Source organism: Schaalia turicensis (genome assembly GCF_019380255.1).
GTDB classification, from domain to species: domain Bacteria; phylum Actinomycetota; class Actinomycetes; order Actinomycetales; family Actinomycetaceae; genus Pauljensenia; species Pauljensenia turicensis_A.
Map to the genome: position 1 here is coordinate 715,081 of NZ_CP048928.1, position 19,712 is coordinate 734,792.

The window sequence follows — 19,712 nt, forward strand, 5'->3', positions numbered from 1 at the left end:
GCTATTACGATGCCATGATGTTGGGAAACGAACCCTTGTTAAAATATTCTCTTCAGGCAAGGTGATACTGAGATGAGAGAAGTAGTTGAGTATCTCGAAGATAGGGGAGTCGAGCACCTCGTTCATTTTACTCCTATTACAAACTTAGGGGGTATCAAAAAACGCGGTATTCTCCCTCGGAATGAGATTGAAGGCTTCCCAGATGTCGTATTTGAGGCACTGGATGAAGTACGGCTCGATGAGCGCACAGACATGTCATGTTTCTCGATCTCGTTTCCGAACTTCTTGATGATGTACCGCTACAGAACTAAGCTTTGGAGTCGGGAAGAGGATGTTGCACTTCTATTTATCCCGATTTCCGTGTTATCTGACCTCGAGTATGACCAAGTAGTGTTTTGTCCGTCTAATGCTGCCTCAAGAGAGTGCAGACGTGCTGATCCACAAGACTTGCTCGGTCTCGCAGCAGCCGAAAAGTTGTTTGTTGAAGAGATGACTACAAGATCTGGGGTTGTATTCTCTCGACAGAGCGAAGGCTTACCAGATTTTCTAACTACGAACCCACAAGCAGAAATCCAGATTGCTGCTACGATTCCATGGGAAAAAGTGTCCTTCGTAGTTGTTAATGATTACGAAACAAAGCAATCTTTGTTGCAATCCGGAATACACAGGAATGTCTACGCCAAGTGGGCAGTCAACAATGATTCATCTTTAAATGTATTTAAGTACCCCAGTTATTGGCGAGCATGGGTGGACGCTGCGGGGGATTTGCATGGCTAAGAGACCAGTCTTTCTTGTTTTGGACCGCCTGCCGTACGTTGATGAGCGGGAGACTGAATTTACGTTCCACCCCGGTTTTTCGATACAACAAAAGCAGCGTTCGATTGCTAGCCTGCATGATTCTTTTCATCTGTTGGAACCAGATCATGCGGTTTTGGAAGTCTCATCTAAAAGTCCTGACAGCCTGGGTGTTGAATTGAGCGCATTTAATCTAATGATCCATCATCCAGGCTACGGCGAGTATTCAGTTGAATCGGCATTTCAAGCTTCGAAGGTATTTTTACGAGGTGGGCCTTTTGCTGACTTATTTGAGGTCTCAAGCCGTGAGTCAAAAAGCGATCCCCGCTTGAAGGATAGTGGTCAATTGATCGGCTTTCGTTTTTTCTCGCGGGATTTCCCGTTAGAGCCAAAAACTTACTTTTACGATTGGTTATACGCATCTGCTCTGATTCGTAAACCTGATTTGCTTTCAGCAGTCGTCAAGTATGATGCCTTTACTGACATCGAGTTTAATCCGAACAAATCAATTAACTGCCAGGCACGATCGGTTGCTAAGGCTGTTGGCCTGTGGAGGCAGAATCTGCTGGCTCAAGCCCTATCTTCCCCGGAGATTTTTCTGGAAATAGGCTACGGGCAGAAAGGCTCGGACAGCGGTGTTCCAAGGAAGCCCGAAGGAGTGCAGGTTCAAGATTTTCTTTTCTGACCTGAGCTGAACCCAAGAAATGTCGTTCAACTAATCTCATAGAACACGATAACTCTATAGTCGGTTGGGATGTTTTGCACCCACCTGTTTGGTTTTGCACCCACCTCTGGCGGTCGTGCACCCACCTAGTGCCTAAATGCACCCACCTACACTTCCGTATCCCTTTCAACGTGAAGGCAACAACCAGCCGGACTACTTCGCAGTCCGGGTTTTGTTTTGGCTGGGAGTCAGCGATACTTGCCCTTCGAAATCGCGGGGAGACTAAGGAGTTCTTGCGCAACTTCCGCGGTAGTAACAAGAGCAGTTGGGATCCCTGAACGACACACGGCGTGGATTGCTTCTGTCTTTTGTGTTCCGCCAGCAACCATCAGGACGTTAGGGACCTTCAAGATTTGCTCGACGGTTATGGAAATACGGCGATCGTTCAGGGAGAGATTGAGGTAGTTGCCGTCGGCATCAAAGAAAACGCCACTGGAATCGGCCACCGCACCACGCTGATCCAAGACTTCAATGTCGCTCTGAGGAAGCACTTGCTCAAGCTGGGTGACGCGAGAATCCCAAGCGCCGACAGATAAGACTGCGATGTCAATGTCATCGAAGAGCTCAAGGATGCGAGCAACAGCTGGTTCTTTCCTCTGAACCTTCGCCGTTTCAGCTGAAGAACTGAACAGGGGAGCGATAAGCATTCGCCCTTCAACGCCAGATTGCTGACTGATCTGTCCGATCAAAGTGATTGGAGACTTTGAAGGATCGTCACCAAGATTGCGACGTCGAGAAAACGGGGAGGCTCGGAATATTCACCACCTGAGGTGAGCTCTACGAGCTTTTCTCAAGGTGAGCAGTGTACGAATGGAGAGCACCTCAGCAACACTGATGAGGCTCGAAACCCATCGTGGCTGACGTCGTCACCAGGGATGGTGAACGTACAGACCTTGATACGTCGAATGTCGTCATGACAAGGCATCTCCTTACCGCCGTCATTGTACTGAGCCAACGAGGCCACGGTGTGCCAGAGAGACAATGCGACAGGAGCTTTAGCGCGGCGAATCATAGTGAGAAGCAACGCAAAATTCAGATATTCATTCGCGTAAGCCCTCACACACCAAAGTACGAACAGGCATCTCCTGAGCCCGCTCGTTCATGAAAGCCTTTTCAGCTTCCGACAGCCCAAAGAAATCAGCCAACTGCGAATCAATCACTGGAACTAAAGACCCCCAATCGATGCTCAAATCAGCCGGAGCCTTGCTCACCAAGTTCGGCACATTCGCCCACACCGCGCGCTTGTTATCCTGCGTCACCTTCAAAGACCCAAGAAGAAGCCTCGCGAACTTCGTATGCAAAAACGTCGCTAGTTCTTCAGCTTCCTTACGCGTCCCAAACGCGCCGATAGAAACGAATGACTGCGTATGAGCGAAACCAGGGGGCAACAGAACAGGAGGAGCAAGAACCTCACCCAACTTGCCCGCGCCATTCGACTTCGCCAGCGCAACTTTCCACGCATCCAAATTTGGATGATCGCGCACGTAACGACGATCGACACACTTCACAAGCCGGCGATTATTCTGCCGGCCAAGCACTCCGATCATTCCCCTGTGGGCAACATCGTGAAAAATCTCAGGCAACACATCGAAACAATTCGTCGTCATATCAAACGAATGCCCCGCAGAAACACGTTCAATCGTCTGTGGATGCTCGACATGCAACACCGAAGTGAACCGGTAGCTCTCGGGAGCAAACACAATCTGATCAAGAAAACTGTCAGCGACCGCATGAACTCGAGCAACAATCGAACGCAACTCATGGTCAGGAATGAACGAGCCGATCGGGGTCAAAGAAACGTTCGTATCCCGTAGCGTGACAGCGATCCCGCCCTTCACTTCAGCAGCAGGAAAAACGCGTCGACTATCCGCCTCAAACAAAGACACGCTCACATGCGGGTCTGAAAGAACCTGACGATTCCACTTCTTCGAAGTCTTCCCAGCATTAAACAGGAAGCGAGCCGGCGTTACGAAACACGCCAGAGGAGACACCCTAAACGCAAAATCCATGAAGTCCGGGTAAATCTGACGATCGCTAGTGTCAGCCATCGCCTTCTGATACGGCGGATTGGCGACCGTAACGTCAAAGGAGTCAACAGGAAGAACAACATCCGCCCCAGACGGAGACTTCAACGTCAGCCCATCCATCTGCCAGACGTTTCGGGCAATTGCATGAGCTACTTCGGTCAGTTCGTCTGTGACAAGAGAACGCCCAAGCAGAGCCGATGTTGCTTCATCAAACGAAGCCAGAAGATTCAGGCGCGCAAGCAACAAAGAATCACCCTGAAGCTCGAATCCAAAGGTCGCCCTCAATGCGCGCAACGCCCAATTAAGCGTTGCGGCCTCGTCACCCAATGAAACGGGAATAGCTGCCAACTTGCGGTCTAAAAACCCAACGCGCCCACCAAGGCCAATCGGTTCGCCCGTCGTAGCGTCATACCGGCTGGTCAAATACGGAGCCTCGCCACACGCGATTTCAAGTACCCGACGATCCACGTAGTTTTCCCACGCTCTGTCAGACATATCGTTGAACGCGGGGAGCGTTGGTCGGAGCGGACGCAATATGCTGGCAGACGCATCCAGGATCGCATCATCACAAGGCTCGTGGCCTCCAGACCACGCATGATCCACGACATCATTTTGAAAGTTCACCAGCCACGCCGGAGTGAAAATCTCAGCGCGTTCTTTCGTCCGAACAGCCTGAGCGTCACGCGCCTTCGTTGTGCGCGGAGTAATCAAGCCAGGATTCGCGTTCAAAACATCAAGGGTGATCTGCTGATCAGCATGGATTCCCAGATCCTCATAGTCTTGAGTCGCCCACACAATATTGCGCGAGAAGACACCGGTATTGCTACCGTCGGCGCCAGCAGGTGTATCCGCGTCAGTGGAAGTCGCATAATCTCGAAGCAAAAGTGGCAGTAGATCAGCGAAACGCGCGGACAGGTCAAGGGCCTGCGAGCGTTGCATCGGATCACCTCACGAATTGGACGGGACTTCCCTCATAAGGCTACCGTCCGAGATACTGATGCGAACCACCTCTCCGCTTCAGAACGTTCTCTCCGCTTCTCAACGTTGTTGAGAGGAGACATCATGATCCAACGAATGGCCTCGGTCTTCCCCGGGATCTTTCTGCTGATTATCGTTCTTTCTGCTGATTATCGTTGCGACAATATCCAGCGTTGAAATCGATGTCATTCTTCGGCCACATCCCGCACTGTGAGTGCTCTTGATTGTCTCACCAGCAGATCTCATCTGGTCTTTAATTTCAATTCGGCAGCTACGACCGAGTACTTCCATGGTGTCACGCGTCGGAACGCGCTGGGGCGACCGATTAGTGTTCTTGACGCCAGATTGTGTCTATGTGCGTGACGCGTGTGGCAGTTCTTGCAACTTCGAACGCCAAGGATTTGCAGGGGGACTGGTGTGGAGCTCGTCAATCCCTGGGACTAAGACTCGTCAATCCTTGGGACTAAGAACAGCTATTTCTGCCAGAGTGTGTGCCCGGCCTCGTCCAGGATGAGGGCGTGAGCGGTTCCGGCCTCGTCGATTGACAAATGGACATCCACGAAGGTGGAATCATCGCCTGGGGCGCATGAGCGGTAGGAGTAGCTCGTGTTAGCGACAGCGACGGTTGTTGTGAGTGCACGGGTCAGCCACGGACGCTTTCTACGTAGCCAGACCAGCGACCTCAATGCCTGGTAGGTTGTGTGCCCAAACCCTAGCAATTCGCCGGGAGATGCGGGCAGGGGAGGACGCACCGCGTCATCGCCGAACTGGCGGTCTTCTTTCACCCCCGTGAAGCCCTGCTCATCGCCGTAGTAGATCGACGGTGTACCACCCAGCGTCATGATGATCGCCTGCGCCACCAGTCCGCCATCGGCGCCAAGCAGAGACGAGATGCGCGTCGTGTCATGATTGCCCACGAACGTCTGCGGAACGAACGTCTCTAAGAATTCGCCGTGGCGTTTCAGCGTCCAATCGAGCTCAAAGAAATTCTTATCCGTGATCGACGACCACATTGCCTTCCACAATTCGTACTGCGTGACCGTATCAACGTGGGCATCCCCAACGAACGCGGGGTAGTCACCGTGAATGACTTCGCCGAGGAAGAAAGTATCGGGGTGCGAGGCCCGGACTCGGTCGCACACGTCTGCCCAGAACTCAGTTGGAACGGAATATGCTGCATCAAGTCGCCACCCATCGATGCCACGGGCACACCAATACTCCATTACCTGCTGAACAAAATCCTTGACGCACGCGTTCGTGTGGTCGAAGCGCACGAGGTCCTGGTTCCCTTCAAAGAACCAGGGGTAGGGGCCACCGTCGGACTCCCAATCAATGTGGAATAGGGGAGCATCAGGGGAATTGGGCGTTCCGAAAACGGGATCCTTGCCGGCTTCAAGAACCGCGCGCAGAGGCTGATACTGGTCGCTGACGTGCGAAAATACGCCATCGAGCATGATGTTCATTCCGTGAGCATGGCATGCCTCAACCAGCGCGTCGAAGTCTTCGACACTGCCCAGACGCGGATCGATACGGAAATAGTCGAGCGTGTCGTATCCGTGCGTCGCCGAATCAAAGATCGGGCCGAGTAGCAGTCCCGTCGCACCAAGCTCGGTGGCATAATCCAACCAGTTGATCAACATTCGCAGGCGCGGGGTTTCTGTCCGATCACCGTCGCGAATCGGCGCGCCACACGCTCCCAGCGGGTACACGTGCCACCATATGGAATCTGCTCCGGGCGTGCGATCAGAGGGTGAAACGCTGTGGGTCATAGGCAAACTGTAGCCCGTGACGCAGGGGAATCGAGGTGGAACACAAGGTGGAGCACAAACGGACAGTGCGGGTGCAGGCGTGACCTGATTGTGCGCACGCTGAACTTTAAGGGTGCGACTGTGACCAAGCAATCGCGGGCAAGTTTGCGCGCCCACAACGCACAATGCGACCCTGGATGTATGAGTTCTTCTGAGCGCGACATGACCGCCAGACCCGAAGGCGTATCTTCGTCGACTGGTGTGAAGCCACGGCGCGTTTCCACACTGTCGACCGTGATGGCGCTGGTTGCTGTCCTCACGATCTCACCCTCGATGCGCGTCGGAGCAACATCGCTCGGGCCTGTCCTGACTGGTGTCCAATCCACTTTTGGAGTGGGAGCGATGGCGGTTGGTCTGCTCTCCGCGTTGCCGTGTATTGTCTTTGCTCTCATTGGCGTACTGGCAGTTCCACTGTCAAAGCGCTTCGGACTGACGTGCGTCGTAACCGTCGCAATGGCCGTGACAACCATCGGCTTGGGTGTGCGTCCCCTCGTGTCGAACTACTGGGCGTTCCTCCTGCTCAGTGTTGCTGGACTTGCTGGTCCCGCCGTCGCTAATGTCATCGTGCCAGCGTGGATCAAACTGCACAAAGCTGGTCGCACGGTTCTGCTTCTGACGGTCTACGGTAGCGTTCTCCCGCTGGGTGGCGCGGCGGGTTCCTTCCTCAGCGCGCCGATTGGGGGGCCTGATTCATCCGGCTGGCGAACCGCGCTGTTCATCTGGGCACCGTGTGCACTGTTGGCAGTGTTCGTCTGGCTTCTCGTCTGGAAGAGTGTCGGTCGAGACACTCCGCCACTCGCTCACTCTTCTGGGCCCGTACCTGAGTCTTCTACGCTGCTGACAGGGGACGAGGCCCCCCAGTCGTCATCGCCCTCAGCTACCAACAGGCGGAGCCTGATGACGTCACCAACCGCCGTGGCGTTGATGGTCGCGTTTGGCCTTCAATCTTTGAATGCCTATGTTCAATTTGGTCAGCTTCCAACGATTCTCACAATGGTGGGAGTCGACCGAACAAGCGCAGCTGCGATGGTCGCAGCCATCAACCTGTGGACACTTGTTGGTGGCTTGATTATGCCGAAGATCGTTGACTCGGTGAAGAACTTGCCTCTTGTCTCTCTGCTCTTCGGGGTGCTGACTGCTTCCGGTTATCTCGGCCTCTTGCTTGCTCCAACCTTCTCTCCCTGGCTGTGGGTGACGCTGCTGTCGATCGGCGGCTTCATGTTCCCGCTCTGCGTCACTCTGATCCCTGCGCGCGCTCGCACTGCATCGATGACCGCGCGCCTGTCGGGTATGACTCAGCCTGGCGCATATATTGTCGCAGCATTCGGTCCGATCATTGTTGGCATGGTGCTTCAAGCAACCGATTCGACTACTCCTGTTCTGATCTTCCTGACGATCATGGCTCTCTTGATGGGCATCATTGGCATGCGAGCATCCGCTCCCGTATTCGTTGACGACGAAGTGTAAGAGCAGGCGGCCTCGTACCTGAACGGTGGCCGAATGACGCAAAAGTGGCTGGCATTTGCATCCGCCCAATCTCATAACGCACCAACATGCCACTCCTGATGGTGGTACAACGGAGAAAAGTGTTCGCGGGGAGGAATGACGATGCAAGGAAGCGTCGAAGAAGCAATCGACATTGCGCGCGGTGGTCGAATTCTGGCGGTGACTGGCGCGGGAATGTCCACCGACTCGTCCCTGCCGGATTATCGAGGCACCGGCTCAACCCCTACAACCCCAGTTGATGTCGACATGTTTACGTCCGACCCCGTGTGGTATCGCTGGCTCTGGTATCGCAATGAAGCGACGTGGAAAATCCTCGAAAACTGCCAGCCCAACGATGGGCATCGGGCGCTTGCCACGATGGAAGCATCCGGACATCTGCTGGGCGTCTCCACGCAGAACGTCGACCGGCTGGACGCGCGCGCTGGAACGCGTAACGTCTGGGAGCTCCACGGACGTTACGACACGGTTGAATGCCTGAGCTGTGGATCCGTCACGCCCCGCGCAGCATTGTCCGTGCGGTTGCGTGCGTTGAATCCGGACCTCGTCGAAGAAACCGATCCCGCGCACGTCGATATCACCCCCGATGCCCGTCGCGACTTAGCCGAAGTCTGCACGTTCACTCCCGTGTACTGTGAACGCTGTGGCGGAATGCTGAAGCCGTCCATCGTCATGTTCGGCGAAGGGCTGCCCGAGTCCGCGTTCGGTCCATCCCTCGATATGGCCGCGTCGTGCAATGTTGTGTTGGTCGCGGGCACGTCACTCGCCGTCTCCACCGGCTTGTGGGTTGTTCACGAGGCCATGCGTGCAGGTGCTGCCCTGATCGTAGTGAATAGGGGAGTGACAGCCGTGGATCGCTTCGCCGACGTTCGGATTGAGGCAGGCACGTCTGAGGTACTACCTCAGATTGCTAGTGCGCTCGCCGGCTGAACCCGTCGAGGCGTGGCAGGTTGCCCACGTTGTGCGCGGTTGAAGAACATCTCAGGTGTGACAGGGTGAAGGTAGCTGCTTGTTCTCTCGAGCACCACATGCGTGCAGTCGTTCAATCAATCGTTGACTCATATCCGAAAGAAAACACGTGTGCGAAGACAATCGCAGCACTGGTCGAGCTGAGACTCGGTTCTTCTTTGTCGACCGATGAGATCGCGTACCTGACACTTCATTGTGCACGCTTGTCGATGCCGACTCCGGCTCAGTGACGATGCTACGAAGCTGAGGCGACGTATTCTGCGCTAGTCATCACGAGGTGCAGAGTGGAAGGGGCCCCGAACCGTAACGGTTCGGGGCCCCTTCCTTCAGCTTAGAGACCTGAATCAGACGTCAGCCTTCTGAGCTTCAATCTGGCGGCGAGCAACGTCAACGCGCTCGCGGATGATGCGAACCAGAGCAGCGGACACCTCGGTGTGCGACGCGATCCACTCTTGCCCGGCAGCGACGATGTCCACGCCTTCGGCGTAGCCAGCAATGTCGGTCGGGAACATGAGGATCGCGATGTCCTCAGCAGTGTGGAATGTATTCTCTGCCCACACGCGTTCGATCAGGTTGAAGTAGTCGGCAACGAACTGAGTGTACAGAGCCGGGTTTGTGCGAGCCTGCGTCCAGAAGCCGGAAACCATAGCCCAGCGAGTGTCATTCGGGATCGACAGATCCGTCATGACCGCGTCGAAGACGTTGCGCTTGACGGTTGCGTCTTCCACGGCTGCGCGAGCACATGCTGCGTTCTGGTGGCCGGTCATCGTGCCATCTTCAGCTTCGAGAGCCACGATCTCTGCTTCGCCGGCAAGACCCAGGCGAACCAGTGCGATCAGCAGTACCCAACGGCAATCAAGGTCAAGATCGAGGCCTTCAAGAACCTTTTCACCTGCGAAGATTGCTCGGAGTTGCTCGCCTTGCTCGGCGGTGGTAGCACCGTGAGCGGCTGCGCGGATCAGTATGTTTTGTTCGTCTGATGCCGGAGCAGCTGCAACAGCAAGGTCCAGAAGTGCGCCACCAACTTTTTCGAGGGCAGCCTGACGCTCGGCCGGAGCAACAAAGGTACGAACTGCTTCTTCGATGTGACGGATCGTCAGCTGGAGCATCGACATATTCGTCTCACCCGGGATCGCCGCAAGAGCAAGATCCAAGTAGGAGCGTGCCGACATCTCACCATCGCGGGTCATATCCCATGCGGACGCCATGATGACGCCACGGGTCAGCGAATCGGTGATCGACGCAATGTTCTTTGTTGCGAACTCGAGGGACTCGGCGTCCATGCGGATCTTCGCGTATGCCAGGTCACCGTCGTTCAGCAGAATCAGCTGGGGACGAGCAAGGCCAGAGGCAGCAGGAACAACGGTGCGTGCGCCGTCAACATCGAGCTCTTGCCGGAAGACCTGCTTCAAAGAACCATCTTCAGTGGCCGAGTAACCGGCGACGGCCATGCGGTGCGGGCGCAACGAGGAACCTTCAGAGAAGGATTCCTGCACAACAGCGAGTTCGGAGATTGTGCCGTTGTCGTCGACGTTGATTTCGGGGCGGAGCAGGGTCACGCCTGCTTCTTCCAGCCAGACCTTCGACCATGCCTTGAGGTCACGGCCTGAAGCCTTCTCGAGTTCACCCAGAAGGTCGGTGAGCGTCGCGTTCGCGTAGGAATGAGCGGTCAGGTATTCGTGCAGACCGGTGAAGAATCCTTCGCGGCCAACGTAGGACACCAGCTGACGCAGAACGGATGCACCTTTTGCGTAGGTAATACCATCGAAGTTCACCTCAACGTCCGCGAGGTCACGGATTTCAGCTTTAATCGGATGAGTCGTGGGCAGCTGATCCTGCTTCAAGCCCCAGTCCTTGCGGAGCATGAAGCCTGTCCATGCATCGGTGAACTCGGTGCCCTCAGTGAGAGCCAGGTGGCTCATGAACTCAGCGAAGGATTCGTTCAGCCAGAGGTCGTTCCACCATTTCATCGTCACCAGGTCGCCGAACCACATGTGGGCGAGCTCGTGAAGAATCGTGTTGGCTCGGGTCTCAAGCTGAGCAGCAGTCGGGCGAGTACGGAACACGTAGGAATCGCGGAAGGTCACGCAGCCCGCGTTCTCCATTGCGCCAGCGTTGTATTCAGGAACGAAGATCTGATCGTACTTCGTGAAGGGGTAGGCGATGCCGTACTGCTTCTCGAAGAAAGCGAAGCCCTTGCGGGTCGTGTCAATGATGCGATCAGTGTCGAGGTGCTCGACCAGCGACGCGCGAGAGTACACGCCCAGATCAATTGTGCGACCGTCAGAGGACACCAGTGAATCGGTAACGCCTTTGTACGGGCCAGCAATAATCGCGGTGATGTACGTCGACATCTTTTCAGTTTCAGCGAAACGGTAGATCCACGTCGTGCCATCAACCTCGGGCTTAGGAGTCGGAGCATTCGAGAACACCAGCCAGCCAGCGGGAGCGCTGACGGTCAGAGTGAAGGTTGCCTTCAGATCAGGCTGCTCGAAGGTCGTGTAGACGCGGCGAGCATCCGGAACCTCAAACTGGGAGTAGCAGTAGTCTTCGCCGTCAGCCGGATCGGTGAAACGGTGCAGGCCTTCGCCGGTGTGCATGTACTGGCAGTCAGCTTCAACTTCAAGAACGTTGTGCTTAGCCAAATCGTCCAGCGCGATGCGGTGGTCAGTGTGAGCCTCGGTGGGGATTTCCTGACCATTCAGACGAATCGAACGGACGTTGTTTGAAACTAAGTCAGCGAAGGTCGAGGCGCCGGCGGTCGCATCGAACTCGATGCGCGTCGTGGAACCAAAATCAGTGGCGCCACGCGTCAGATCCAGCGTGATGTCGTAGTGGTGAACGGACAGGATCTCCGCGCGTGTCGCTGCTTCTTCGCGGGTAAGGTTCAATCCCGGCATGATGCCCTTTCAATTCAGAGGAACGTAAACAAAGAAATACTTGATCCTATCTTTTCACTGAACGACCTTTGACGCACATTTGACAATGAAAAAGCAAGCATGACCCGCCAGAGTGATCAGTCGTGAACGGGGAATAGTCCCAGACCGATGGCTGTTCGCCACGGTAGAAATGAAGCGGAGTTTTACCAGATGTGAACACGCTGTGAGGGATCAAGCCACATGTGATCGCCCTGACAGACATCGAAGGCCTCGTGGAACTGATCCATATTGCGTGCAATCTGATTGCATCTAAACTCTGCGGGCGAGTGAGGATCGATCGCCAGCATCTGCAGAGCAAACTCTGGGCGTGACGCGGTTCGCCACGCTCGTGCCCACGCGTAGAAGAAGCGTTGGGCTCCGCTCAGACCATCAATCACCGGGGCAGAATCAATAGTTAAGCCTTGTTCACTCAACGTGGCAACCCACGCATTCCATGCAATCGTCAGACCAGCAAGGTCGCCAATATTCTCGCCCAGGGTCAGTGCACCATTCACCGTTGGAACAGGTGAAGACTCTTCTTCCACCTGCGTATCTTCGCCGGCATCCAGATCATAGACCGCAAGTTGAGCCAAATCTAGGGGAGTGAGTGTGTCGTACTGTTCGACCAGTTTGCTCGTGATCTGCTCGAAGAGCTCGCGGTCGGTGTCACTCCACCAGTTTTCAAGGTTGCCCTGAGCGTCATACCGTGAGCCCTGGTCATCGAAGCCGTGCCCGATCTCGTGTCCGATAACTGCGCCGATTGCACCAAAGTTCACTGCATCGTCAGCTTCGGGATCGAAGAACGGTGGTTGCAAGATCGCGGCAGGGAAGACGATTTCATTCATCGCAGGGTGGTAATAAGCGTTCACCGTCTGAGGAGTCATCAGCCACTCGTCGCGGTCGACTGGCTCATCGAGCTTACGTAGTTCTCGCGTGGTCTCGAACTGGTAGGCCTTTGTCACGGCGTCAACCAGAGAATCACCCTGTTCAATGACGAGCCCCGACATGTCGCGCCACTTCGGTGGATACCCAATCTTCGGGCGGAAGGTTGCGAGCTTTTCAAGCGCCCGCTTCTTTGTCTCTTCGCCCATCCAGTCACATGTAGTGATTGCTTCGCCGTAGGCATTCAATAGCCCTTCGACCAACTGATCCATGCGTTCCTTGGACTCTGGCGGGAAGTGTCGTGACACCCAGATGCGCCCCAGCGATTCGCCGGCAACAGATTCAACGAGGCCGAGTGCACGCTTCCAACGAGGTCGCAGTTCCTGTGTGCCTGACAAGGTACGGCCATAGAAATCAAAGTTTTCTTCGACAAACTCCGAAGAAAGCAGACCGATCCGCGCATCCAGTACGGAGAGCTTTGACCAGATCTTCAGATCCTCGATCGGAGTCTGGCCCCAAATCTGCGCCGATCCGGCAAAGAAATCGGGTTGAGACACGCTGATCTGGGCCTCGTCCCCGATCTGCCAACCCAGGCCGCGCGCCCACGCATCCCAATTGAACCCAGGCGCACTGGCAACAAATTCGCGCCACGTCATCTGGTTATCAGACAGGAGGGGATTGCGGTTATCCACGGCACTGCGGTGATGCGAAGCAAAACGCGTTTCGAGATCCATAATCAGGCGCGCAACCCGGGCAGAGTTTTCACCAATACCGGCCAACGATGCGAGTTTCTCGAGGTGAGAAACGTAGGCATCGCGGATGGGTGCATATGAATCTTCGCGATAGTAGGCCTCGTCCGGAAGACCTATTCCGCCTTGGACAAAGGTCATAATGCGCGCATCGGAATTATGCGGATGCGTACCGCTGTAGGCCCCAAAGAAAGAATCGGCGCCACCGGCCATCAACGTGCCAGTCAATTCATCAAGTTCTTCGCGCGTAGTTACGTGATCGATGGCCTCGAAGAAGGGAAACAGGGGAGTAATGCCTGCTTCCTCAATCGCGTTTTCATCCATAAATGCACCCCAGAGGGTAGCAATAAGAGTGGCGTCCGTGTCATCAAGAGTGCCGGCAAGAGCATCGTTGCAAATATCCCGACCACGTTCTTCGGAAAGATCACGCAACGCGTGGAAAGCGCCGTCGATCGGCCGGTCAGCGGGGATTTCATGCGTTGCAATCCAGTGTCCATTGACGTGACGATAAAAATCGTCCTGCGCACGGACGTTGGAATCGATGTTTGCGGTTTCTAGGACTCGCGCCAGAATCTTTTCGCTCATGCGCTAACTGTATGGCAGAGCATGTAGATATCGCTTTGCGAAAACAGGGGAGTGGTCGGAGGGGCCATGTGCCCCCCAGCTCTTTCCTGGCAGATCCGAGTGCGAATTCCGAATCATTCGTTATGTGAAAATCTGTCATTTCACACCTGAAAAGCGCAGGTTTCCGGCGTTTCTCTACGAATGGAAAATGAGGTACGCCTAAGTTGTGAACATTTGTGCATAGGGGTTGAACAATGCAATCAAATGAGGGGAGGCAAGGCACTATTGAAGAGGCGAAGGGGCTAGCTGTGTGCAAGCCCGAAGCGAAAATGTGAAGGGAACGAATGGTGAAGACGATCAACACTGACGTTGTCGTCATTGGCGGTGGTTCCACCGGAGCCGGTGTCGTCCGTGACGTTGCAATGCGAGGGTTTAGAACCGTCCTCGTTGAACGATTCGACATCGCACAAGGTACCTCTGGCCGCTTCCATGGACTGCTCCACTCTGGTGGACGCTACATCGCGTCCGACCCCGAGTCAGCAACCGAGTGTGCAGAAGAAAACGAAATCGTTAAGCGCATCAACTCAAACGCAGTTGAAGCAACCGGTGGCCTGTTCGTGGTTACCTCGCAAGACGACGAAGAATACGCAGATAAATTCCTCGAGCGCGCTGCCGCGGCAAAAGTGCCGGCACAGGAAATCAGCGTCGCCGAGGCACTGAAGCGTGAGCCTCGTCTTGACCCCAAGCTCAAGCGTGCATTCGAGGTCCTCGACGGCTCCGTCGACGGCTGGCAGATGGTCTGGGGCGCAATCCGTTCCGCAGAGGCTTACGGCGCACAGGTGATGACCTACAACAAGGTCACAAAGATCGAACGCGAAGGTGACCGCATCAGCGCAGTCATCGTCCACAACGTTCGCACCGGCGAAGACACTCGCATCGAATGTCAGTTCGTTTTGAACTGTGGTGGCCCCTGGGCCGGTCAGATTGCCGCGATGGCTGACTGTCACGGCGTTGACGTCGTCCCCGGCGCCGGCATCATGATTGCAATGAACTTCCGCCTGACCCAGACGGTGCTCAACCGCTGCATCTGGCCAGCCGACGGCGACATCATCGTTCCTGACCACCCGGTGTGCATCATCGGCACGACGGACCTCAAGGCAGACGACCCGGACAAGCTGACGATCCCCGCCGATCAGGTTCAGCAGATGTTCGATGCTGGCGAAGCAATGGTTCCCGGCTTCCGCAAGGCTCGCGCGGTTCACGCGTGGGCAGGTGCCCGACCGCTGGTCAAGGATTCGCGTGTTGCAGCAACCGACACGCGCCACATGGCTCGTGGCATGTCGGTCATCGACCATAATTCGCGTGACGGCGTCTACGGCATGCTTACCATCGCCGGTGGCAAGCTCACGACCTACCGTCTGATGGCAGAGCGCATCGTCGACATCATGTGTGAAGAAATGGGCGAGAAACGCGAGTGCAAGACCGCCGGTGAAGCAGTCCCGACCGCATCGCCGAAGCTCTACACCATCGGCCACCGCCTACACGACATCGAGCACAAGAACGCGGCCCCCAGCCACGATCAGATCATCTGCGAATGCGAACTGGTCACCCGCAAGATGCTCGAAGACACAATGGATGCTTTGCCGGGCGGTCAGCTTGATGACGTTCGTCGTCAGGTTCGCCTCGGCATGGGCCCCTGCCAGGGTGGCTTCTGCTCCCAGCGTGCAACCGGTATCGCTCACGAACGTGGAGATATCGATTCCGAGAAGGCAAACGAACTGTTCAAGACCTTCTTGAAGAACCGTTGGATTGGTCTATGGCCGATCACCTACGGCAAGCAGCTACGTCAGGCAGCGCTTGATAACTGGATTCATGAAGGCATGCTCGATGTCGAGCACCTGCCGATGGCGCAAGGCGAGCCTGGCGAGGAATTTGTCTTTCCTGCATCAGCTTCCGAGAATAAGGAGGACGCCCGATGAGAGACGCCGTTGTTATTGGCGCTGGCCTTGCCGGTCTTACCGCAGCTCTTTATCTTGCTCGCGGTGGCGCTTCGGTCACGGTTGTAACGAAGGGGCTTGGCGGTTTGCAGCTTGGCCAGGGCACCGTCGATATTCTCGGATACTCCGAGTCTCGCGTGGATGCTCCGATCGCTCAGATCTCCGAGCACATTTCCTCGCGTCCGACGCACCCGTACACGCACTTCACTCCCGAGTTCATTGCTCACAGCGCGAACTGGTTGAAGGATGTCCTGGGTCCTGACCTTTTGGTTGGCGATCCCGAAAAGAACGTTGTGCTTCCGACCGCGATCGGTGCGCTCCGTCCGACGAGCCTGTACCAGCCCTCGATGGAAGCGGGTATTCCTGCAGACGGAGCCTCGTACCTGATCGTCGGTCTGCGTCGACTGAAGGATTTCTACCCGACCCTCGCTGCCGAAAACCTCTCGCGCCAGACCACACCGAATGGCGAACCGATCAAGGCGCGTTCGTTGATCGTCGACGTCGAGATGCGTGCAGACGAGGCCGATACGACCGGTACGAACCATGCGCGCACATTGGATCGAGTCGAGAAGCGCACCAAGCTGGTTGAGGCCATCAAGCCTCACGTTCGCGAAGGTGAAATCATCGGCCTTCCCGCCGTGCTTGGTCTCGATGACCTGAACGCCTGGAAAGACATTGCTGACCAGCTCGGACACAAGGTCTTCGAGATCCCGATGCAACCGCCATCAATCCCCGGTATGCGTATGAACCAGGTCCTGACCGCTTTAGTGAAGGCTGAAGCGCGCTTCATTCTCGGGTCTGCCGTGAAGGGCATCGAAACTGACGGCCAGAATGTCACCGCCGTGACGATCGGGACCGCCGGTCACTCGACGCGCATCGAAACGAAGAATGTCATCCTCGCTGGTGGCGGTTTCGAATCCGGCGCACTCGATATGGATTCCTACGGGAAGGTCACCGAAACGATCCTCGGCCTGCCGGTTCTCGGCGCTGAGGGCCAGCTTCTCCACGGTGACTTCTGGGGTAGCGACCAGCCGATCTTCCTCGCCGGCCTTGACGTTGACGATGAGATGCACCCGCTGGACGCAGCCAAGAAGCCCGTCTACACCAACGTTTACGCAGCCGGCGGAAACCTGGCTGGCGCAACCCGTTGGCGCGAAAAGTCAGGTGAAGGCATTGCCCTTGCCTCCGCACTCCGCGCCGCCGATTCGATCCTTGGGAGCCTGAAGTGACCATCGAAGAAATGAACGTACTGTCCCTGACCGACGAAGACTTCGGTCTGCGCTCCACCCTCGACTCCTGCGTCAAGTGCACGATCTGTGAAACCCAGTGTCCGGTCATGCGCGTGACCGATCTGTTCCCGGGCCCGAAGTACTCCGGCCCGCAGGCAGAGCGCTACCGCAAGGCAGGGCAGATCGTCGATTCGTCGATCGATTACTGCTCGTCGTGCGGCACTTGCACGCTGGTCTGTCCGCAGGGCGTGAAGGTCACCGAGATGATCCACCACGCTCGCACCGACATGAAGAAGGAAAAGGGCATTCCGCTTCGCGATCACCTGATTGGTCGTACCGGTTTCATCGGTACCGTCATGACCCCGGTTGCTCCGATCGCGAACTGGGCGCTCGATGTGAAGCCGATCCGTATTGCCATGGAAAAAGTCATCGGCGTTCACCGCAGCGCACCGATGCCGAAGGCCGCCGGTCGCACCTTCGAAGGCTGGTTCAAGAAGCACACGCCGCTGGAAGGTTCTGGCCGCAAGGGCCAGGTCATCTTCTTCCACGGTTGCGCAGGCCAGTACTTCGAGGTCGAAACGTCGATCCACTCGGTCCAGGTTCTCGAGTACCTCGGGTACGAGGTTCTGGTTCCGCCACACGGCTGCTGTGGTTTGGCATTGCAGTCGAACGGCCTGTACGACGAGTCCCGCAAGTACGTCTCGAAGCTGACAAACGATCTGCGCAAGGCCAATCGCAACGCGCCGATTATCTCCGCTTCCGGTTCGTGTGCGGGCATGCTCCGCCATGAGGCAAACGAGATCCTCGAGATGGATACTCCGGAGCTGAAGGACGTGGGCTCGCGTATGTGGGACATTTGCGAATTCCTCATGCACCTGCACGAAAAGGGCGAGTTGGATCTGAACTTCCAGCCGATGGACATCACCATCCCTTACCATGCACCGTGCCAGCTGAAGTCTCAGGGTCTCGGCCTTCCGGCCGTCGAACTGATGGAACTGATCCCCGGTGTGAAGGTCAAGGAATCGAACCAGCCTTGTTGCGGTATTGCTGGTACCTACGGCATGAAAAAGGAAAAGTACGACATTGCCCAGGCAGTCGGAAAGCCTGTCTTCGACTTCATCAAGCAGGTCAACGTTGAACTGGCCGCGTGCGACACGGAAACGTGCCGTTGGCAGTTGCGCACCGCAACGGGTGCGAACGTTGTTCACCCGATCTGGCTGATCCACAAGGCGTACGGCTTGCATAGCTGAACGTTGAATACAGGCGAGTGAGGCGGTGCGAACCCACGTGGTTCGCACCGCCTCACTGCAATCAGGGCTTAATTTCCTTCAGATACGGCACCGTTTCTTCGTAGCGACGATACGATGAAAGACCACACGACGCTAAGGAGGAGTCATGCCCCCCCCGTTTTGTCCGATCCTCGCAGACAACGCGAAAGCCATTAGTCGCCACCGCCCTTGTAGCGATAACAAGTCTGCTTTTAGCCGGTTGCGCAAGCTCAACGATGAGTTCTGACTCCAGTGGGGCGCCCGTGGGTCAGAATTACGAGTATGGCACCTCTTCGAGCGAGGCGAGTAACTCAGACTCTGACTCTTCGTATGACTCGAACAGAGAATCGCAAGGAACAACGGTTGAAGCTCAAGTGATCGTCACCGGTAATATGAGCCTCGATGTTGCTGATCCCGCTGAAGCGTTAGCTCATGCCTCCACTATCGTCACTGAAGCGGGTGGCTCAGTTGCTCATTCTTCCCTGAAGGGAGAATCGGATTCACCGTGGGGCAACGCAACATTCAAGATCCCAGCAAATAGCTTCGAAGAAACTCGTCAGAAGCTTGCAGAATTGGGGAAGGTCACTGATCAATCGACTGATACTGCCGATGCGGGGGCTGAAGTCGCTGACCTTGACGCTCGCATCACAGCGTTGAAAGCATCCATCGCCCGCCTTACCACTTTGATCGATCAGGCAGAGACTACATCGGATCTCTTGGAAGCAGAACGCGAACTCACAAGTCGTCAGGAAGAACTCGACAGTCTGAAAGCGCAGCGCGCCTGGTATTCCGACCAAGTGTCGTATTCAACTCTTGAGGTTTCTTTCCATTCGACAGCGATCACTCCGGTTCCCTCAAGCTCGGCATGGGAAGAATCCTGGCAGGCGTTCTCTCAGGGAATCGCAGGACTTGTGTATGGACTGATCATGTTCGTCCCGTGGCTTATCGTGATTATTCCGATCACGCTATTTTTCGTGTGGCTATATCGCCGTAGAAGGGCTCGCCGGCGCGCGCGAGGGGAGGCAACGCCTACCATGTCTACGGAAACTGAGCCCGAGGCTCAGGGGGATCCCGTTGCTCAGGCAACGAATACGCTGGTCGCACGCAACATGTGACCGGGCAGACTAACCGCTGATGTTGAACTCTCGCCGGAGGGATGTGAGGGACAAGCCACGTGGGCTGGCTCGGCTCTCAGTCGTAATTTCAGCTACGATAAACACCAACGTTGATCCGGCCTGCGCTACACGGCGCGGGGTATCACCGGGGAGTTTTCGGAAGAACCGGGCGCGCTCGCAGTGCGC

General features: G+C 55.9%; 14 protein-coding genes. 9 read left to right on the forward strand and 5 right to left on the reverse strand.

Features of this window, described 5'->3' with window-relative positions; genetic code table 11:
- The first annotated feature begins 72 nt into the window (after positions 1 to 72).
- Positions 73 to 777, forward strand: coding sequence for a DarT ssDNA thymidine ADP-ribosyltransferase family protein (locus tag G5S47_RS03070; protein ID WP_219585786.1), 705 nt, complete (start codon positions 73 to 75; stop codon positions 775 to 777).
- The gene (locus tag G5S47_RS03075; protein WP_219585787.1) at positions 770 to 1,480 is read left to right on the forward strand and encodes a DarT1-associated NADAR antitoxin family protein; all 711 of its coding nucleotides are present in this window, start codon (positions 770 to 772) and stop codon (positions 1,478 to 1,480) included. The genes G5S47_RS03070 and G5S47_RS03075 overlap by 8 nt, the downstream gene beginning before the upstream one ends.
- 227 nt (positions 1,481 to 1,707) lie before the next feature.
- Here the strand turns inward: G5S47_RS03075 and G5S47_RS03080 are convergent, their stop codons facing one another.
- The 3 genes from G5S47_RS03080 to G5S47_RS03090 form a co-directional block, all read right to left on the reverse strand.
- A complete protein-coding gene (locus tag G5S47_RS03080) occupies positions 1,708 to 2,277 on the reverse strand; it encodes a sugar-binding domain-containing protein (RefSeq protein WP_308339594.1) in 570 nt (189 codons plus the stop codon).
- A 282-nt stretch (positions 2,278 to 2,559) separates the two neighbouring features.
- Positions 2,560 to 4,485 (reverse strand): Eco57I restriction-modification methylase domain-containing protein, encoded by a 1,926-nt coding sequence (locus G5S47_RS03085; RefSeq protein WP_219585789.1) that lies wholly within the window; start codon positions 4,483 to 4,485, stop codon positions 2,560 to 2,562.
- 512 nt (positions 4,486 to 4,997) lie between these two features.
- On the reverse strand, positions 4,998 to 6,293 hold the full coding sequence (locus G5S47_RS03090; protein WP_219585790.1) for an alpha-amylase family protein: 1,296 nt from the start codon (positions 6,291 to 6,293) through the stop codon (positions 4,998 to 5,000).
- Between the two features lie 180 nt (positions 6,294 to 6,473).
- Here G5S47_RS03090 and G5S47_RS03095 point away from each other — a divergent pair, with 180 nt between their 5' ends.
- From G5S47_RS03095 to G5S47_RS03105, 3 genes are all read left to right on the forward strand, one after another.
- Positions 6,474 to 7,799, forward strand: a complete 1,326-nt coding sequence (locus G5S47_RS03095; protein WP_103633600.1) for an MFS transporter — start codon at positions 6,474 to 6,476, stop codon at positions 7,797 to 7,799.
- 135 nt (positions 7,800 to 7,934) lie between these two features.
- Positions 7,935 to 8,765: a Sir2 family NAD-dependent protein deacetylase gene (locus G5S47_RS03100; protein ID WP_257878494.1), complete on the forward strand. Its 831-nt coding sequence runs from the start codon at positions 7,935 to 7,937 to the stop codon at positions 8,763 to 8,765.
- A 65-nt stretch (positions 8,766 to 8,830) separates the two neighbouring features.
- Positions 8,831 to 9,034 (forward strand): PRD domain-containing protein, encoded by a 204-nt coding sequence (locus tag G5S47_RS03105; protein ID WP_257878495.1) that lies wholly within the window; start codon positions 8,831 to 8,833, stop codon positions 9,032 to 9,034.
- Between the two features lie 114 nt (positions 9,035 to 9,148).
- Here G5S47_RS03105 and pepN read toward each other — a convergent pair whose 3' ends face one another.
- Both pepN and G5S47_RS03115 read right to left on the reverse strand, forming a co-directional pair.
- The gene (gene pepN / locus G5S47_RS03110; RefSeq protein WP_219585792.1) at positions 9,149 to 11,704 is read right to left on the reverse strand and encodes an aminopeptidase N; all 2,556 of its coding nucleotides are present in this window, start codon (positions 11,702 to 11,704) and stop codon (positions 9,149 to 9,151) included.
- A gap of 182 nt (positions 11,705 to 11,886) precedes the next feature.
- Positions 11,887 to 13,938 carry a M13 family metallopeptidase gene (locus G5S47_RS03115; RefSeq protein WP_219585793.1) on the reverse strand — a complete coding sequence of 684 codons (2,052 nt, stop codon included), beginning with the start codon at positions 13,936 to 13,938 and terminating at the stop codon, positions 11,887 to 11,889.
- 326 nt (positions 13,939 to 14,264) lie between these two features.
- Here G5S47_RS03115 and glpA point away from each other — a divergent pair, with 326 nt between their 5' ends.
- From glpA to G5S47_RS03135, 4 genes are all read left to right on the forward strand, one after another.
- Entirely contained in the window at positions 14,265 to 15,896 is a 1,632-nt protein-coding gene (gene glpA / locus G5S47_RS03120) for an anaerobic glycerol-3-phosphate dehydrogenase subunit GlpA (protein ID WP_179370436.1), read from the forward strand.
- Positions 15,893 to 17,143: a glycerol-3-phosphate dehydrogenase subunit GlpB gene (glpB, locus tag G5S47_RS03125; RefSeq protein WP_103633604.1), complete on the forward strand. Its 1,251-nt coding sequence runs from the start codon at positions 15,893 to 15,895 to the stop codon at positions 17,141 to 17,143. The genes glpA and glpB overlap by 4 nt, the downstream gene beginning before the upstream one ends.
- An 11-nt stretch (positions 17,144 to 17,154) precedes the next feature.
- A complete protein-coding gene (locus G5S47_RS03130; RefSeq protein WP_103633642.1) occupies positions 17,155 to 18,393 on the forward strand; it encodes an anaerobic glycerol-3-phosphate dehydrogenase subunit C in 1,239 nt (412 codons plus the stop codon).
- A 254-nt stretch (positions 18,394 to 18,647) separates the two neighbouring features.
- The gene (locus tag G5S47_RS03135; protein WP_219585795.1) at positions 18,648 to 19,526 is read left to right on the forward strand and encodes a DUF4349 domain-containing protein; all 879 of its coding nucleotides are present in this window, start codon (positions 18,648 to 18,650) and stop codon (positions 19,524 to 19,526) included.
- Positions 19,527 to 19,712: the final 186 nt, after the last annotated feature.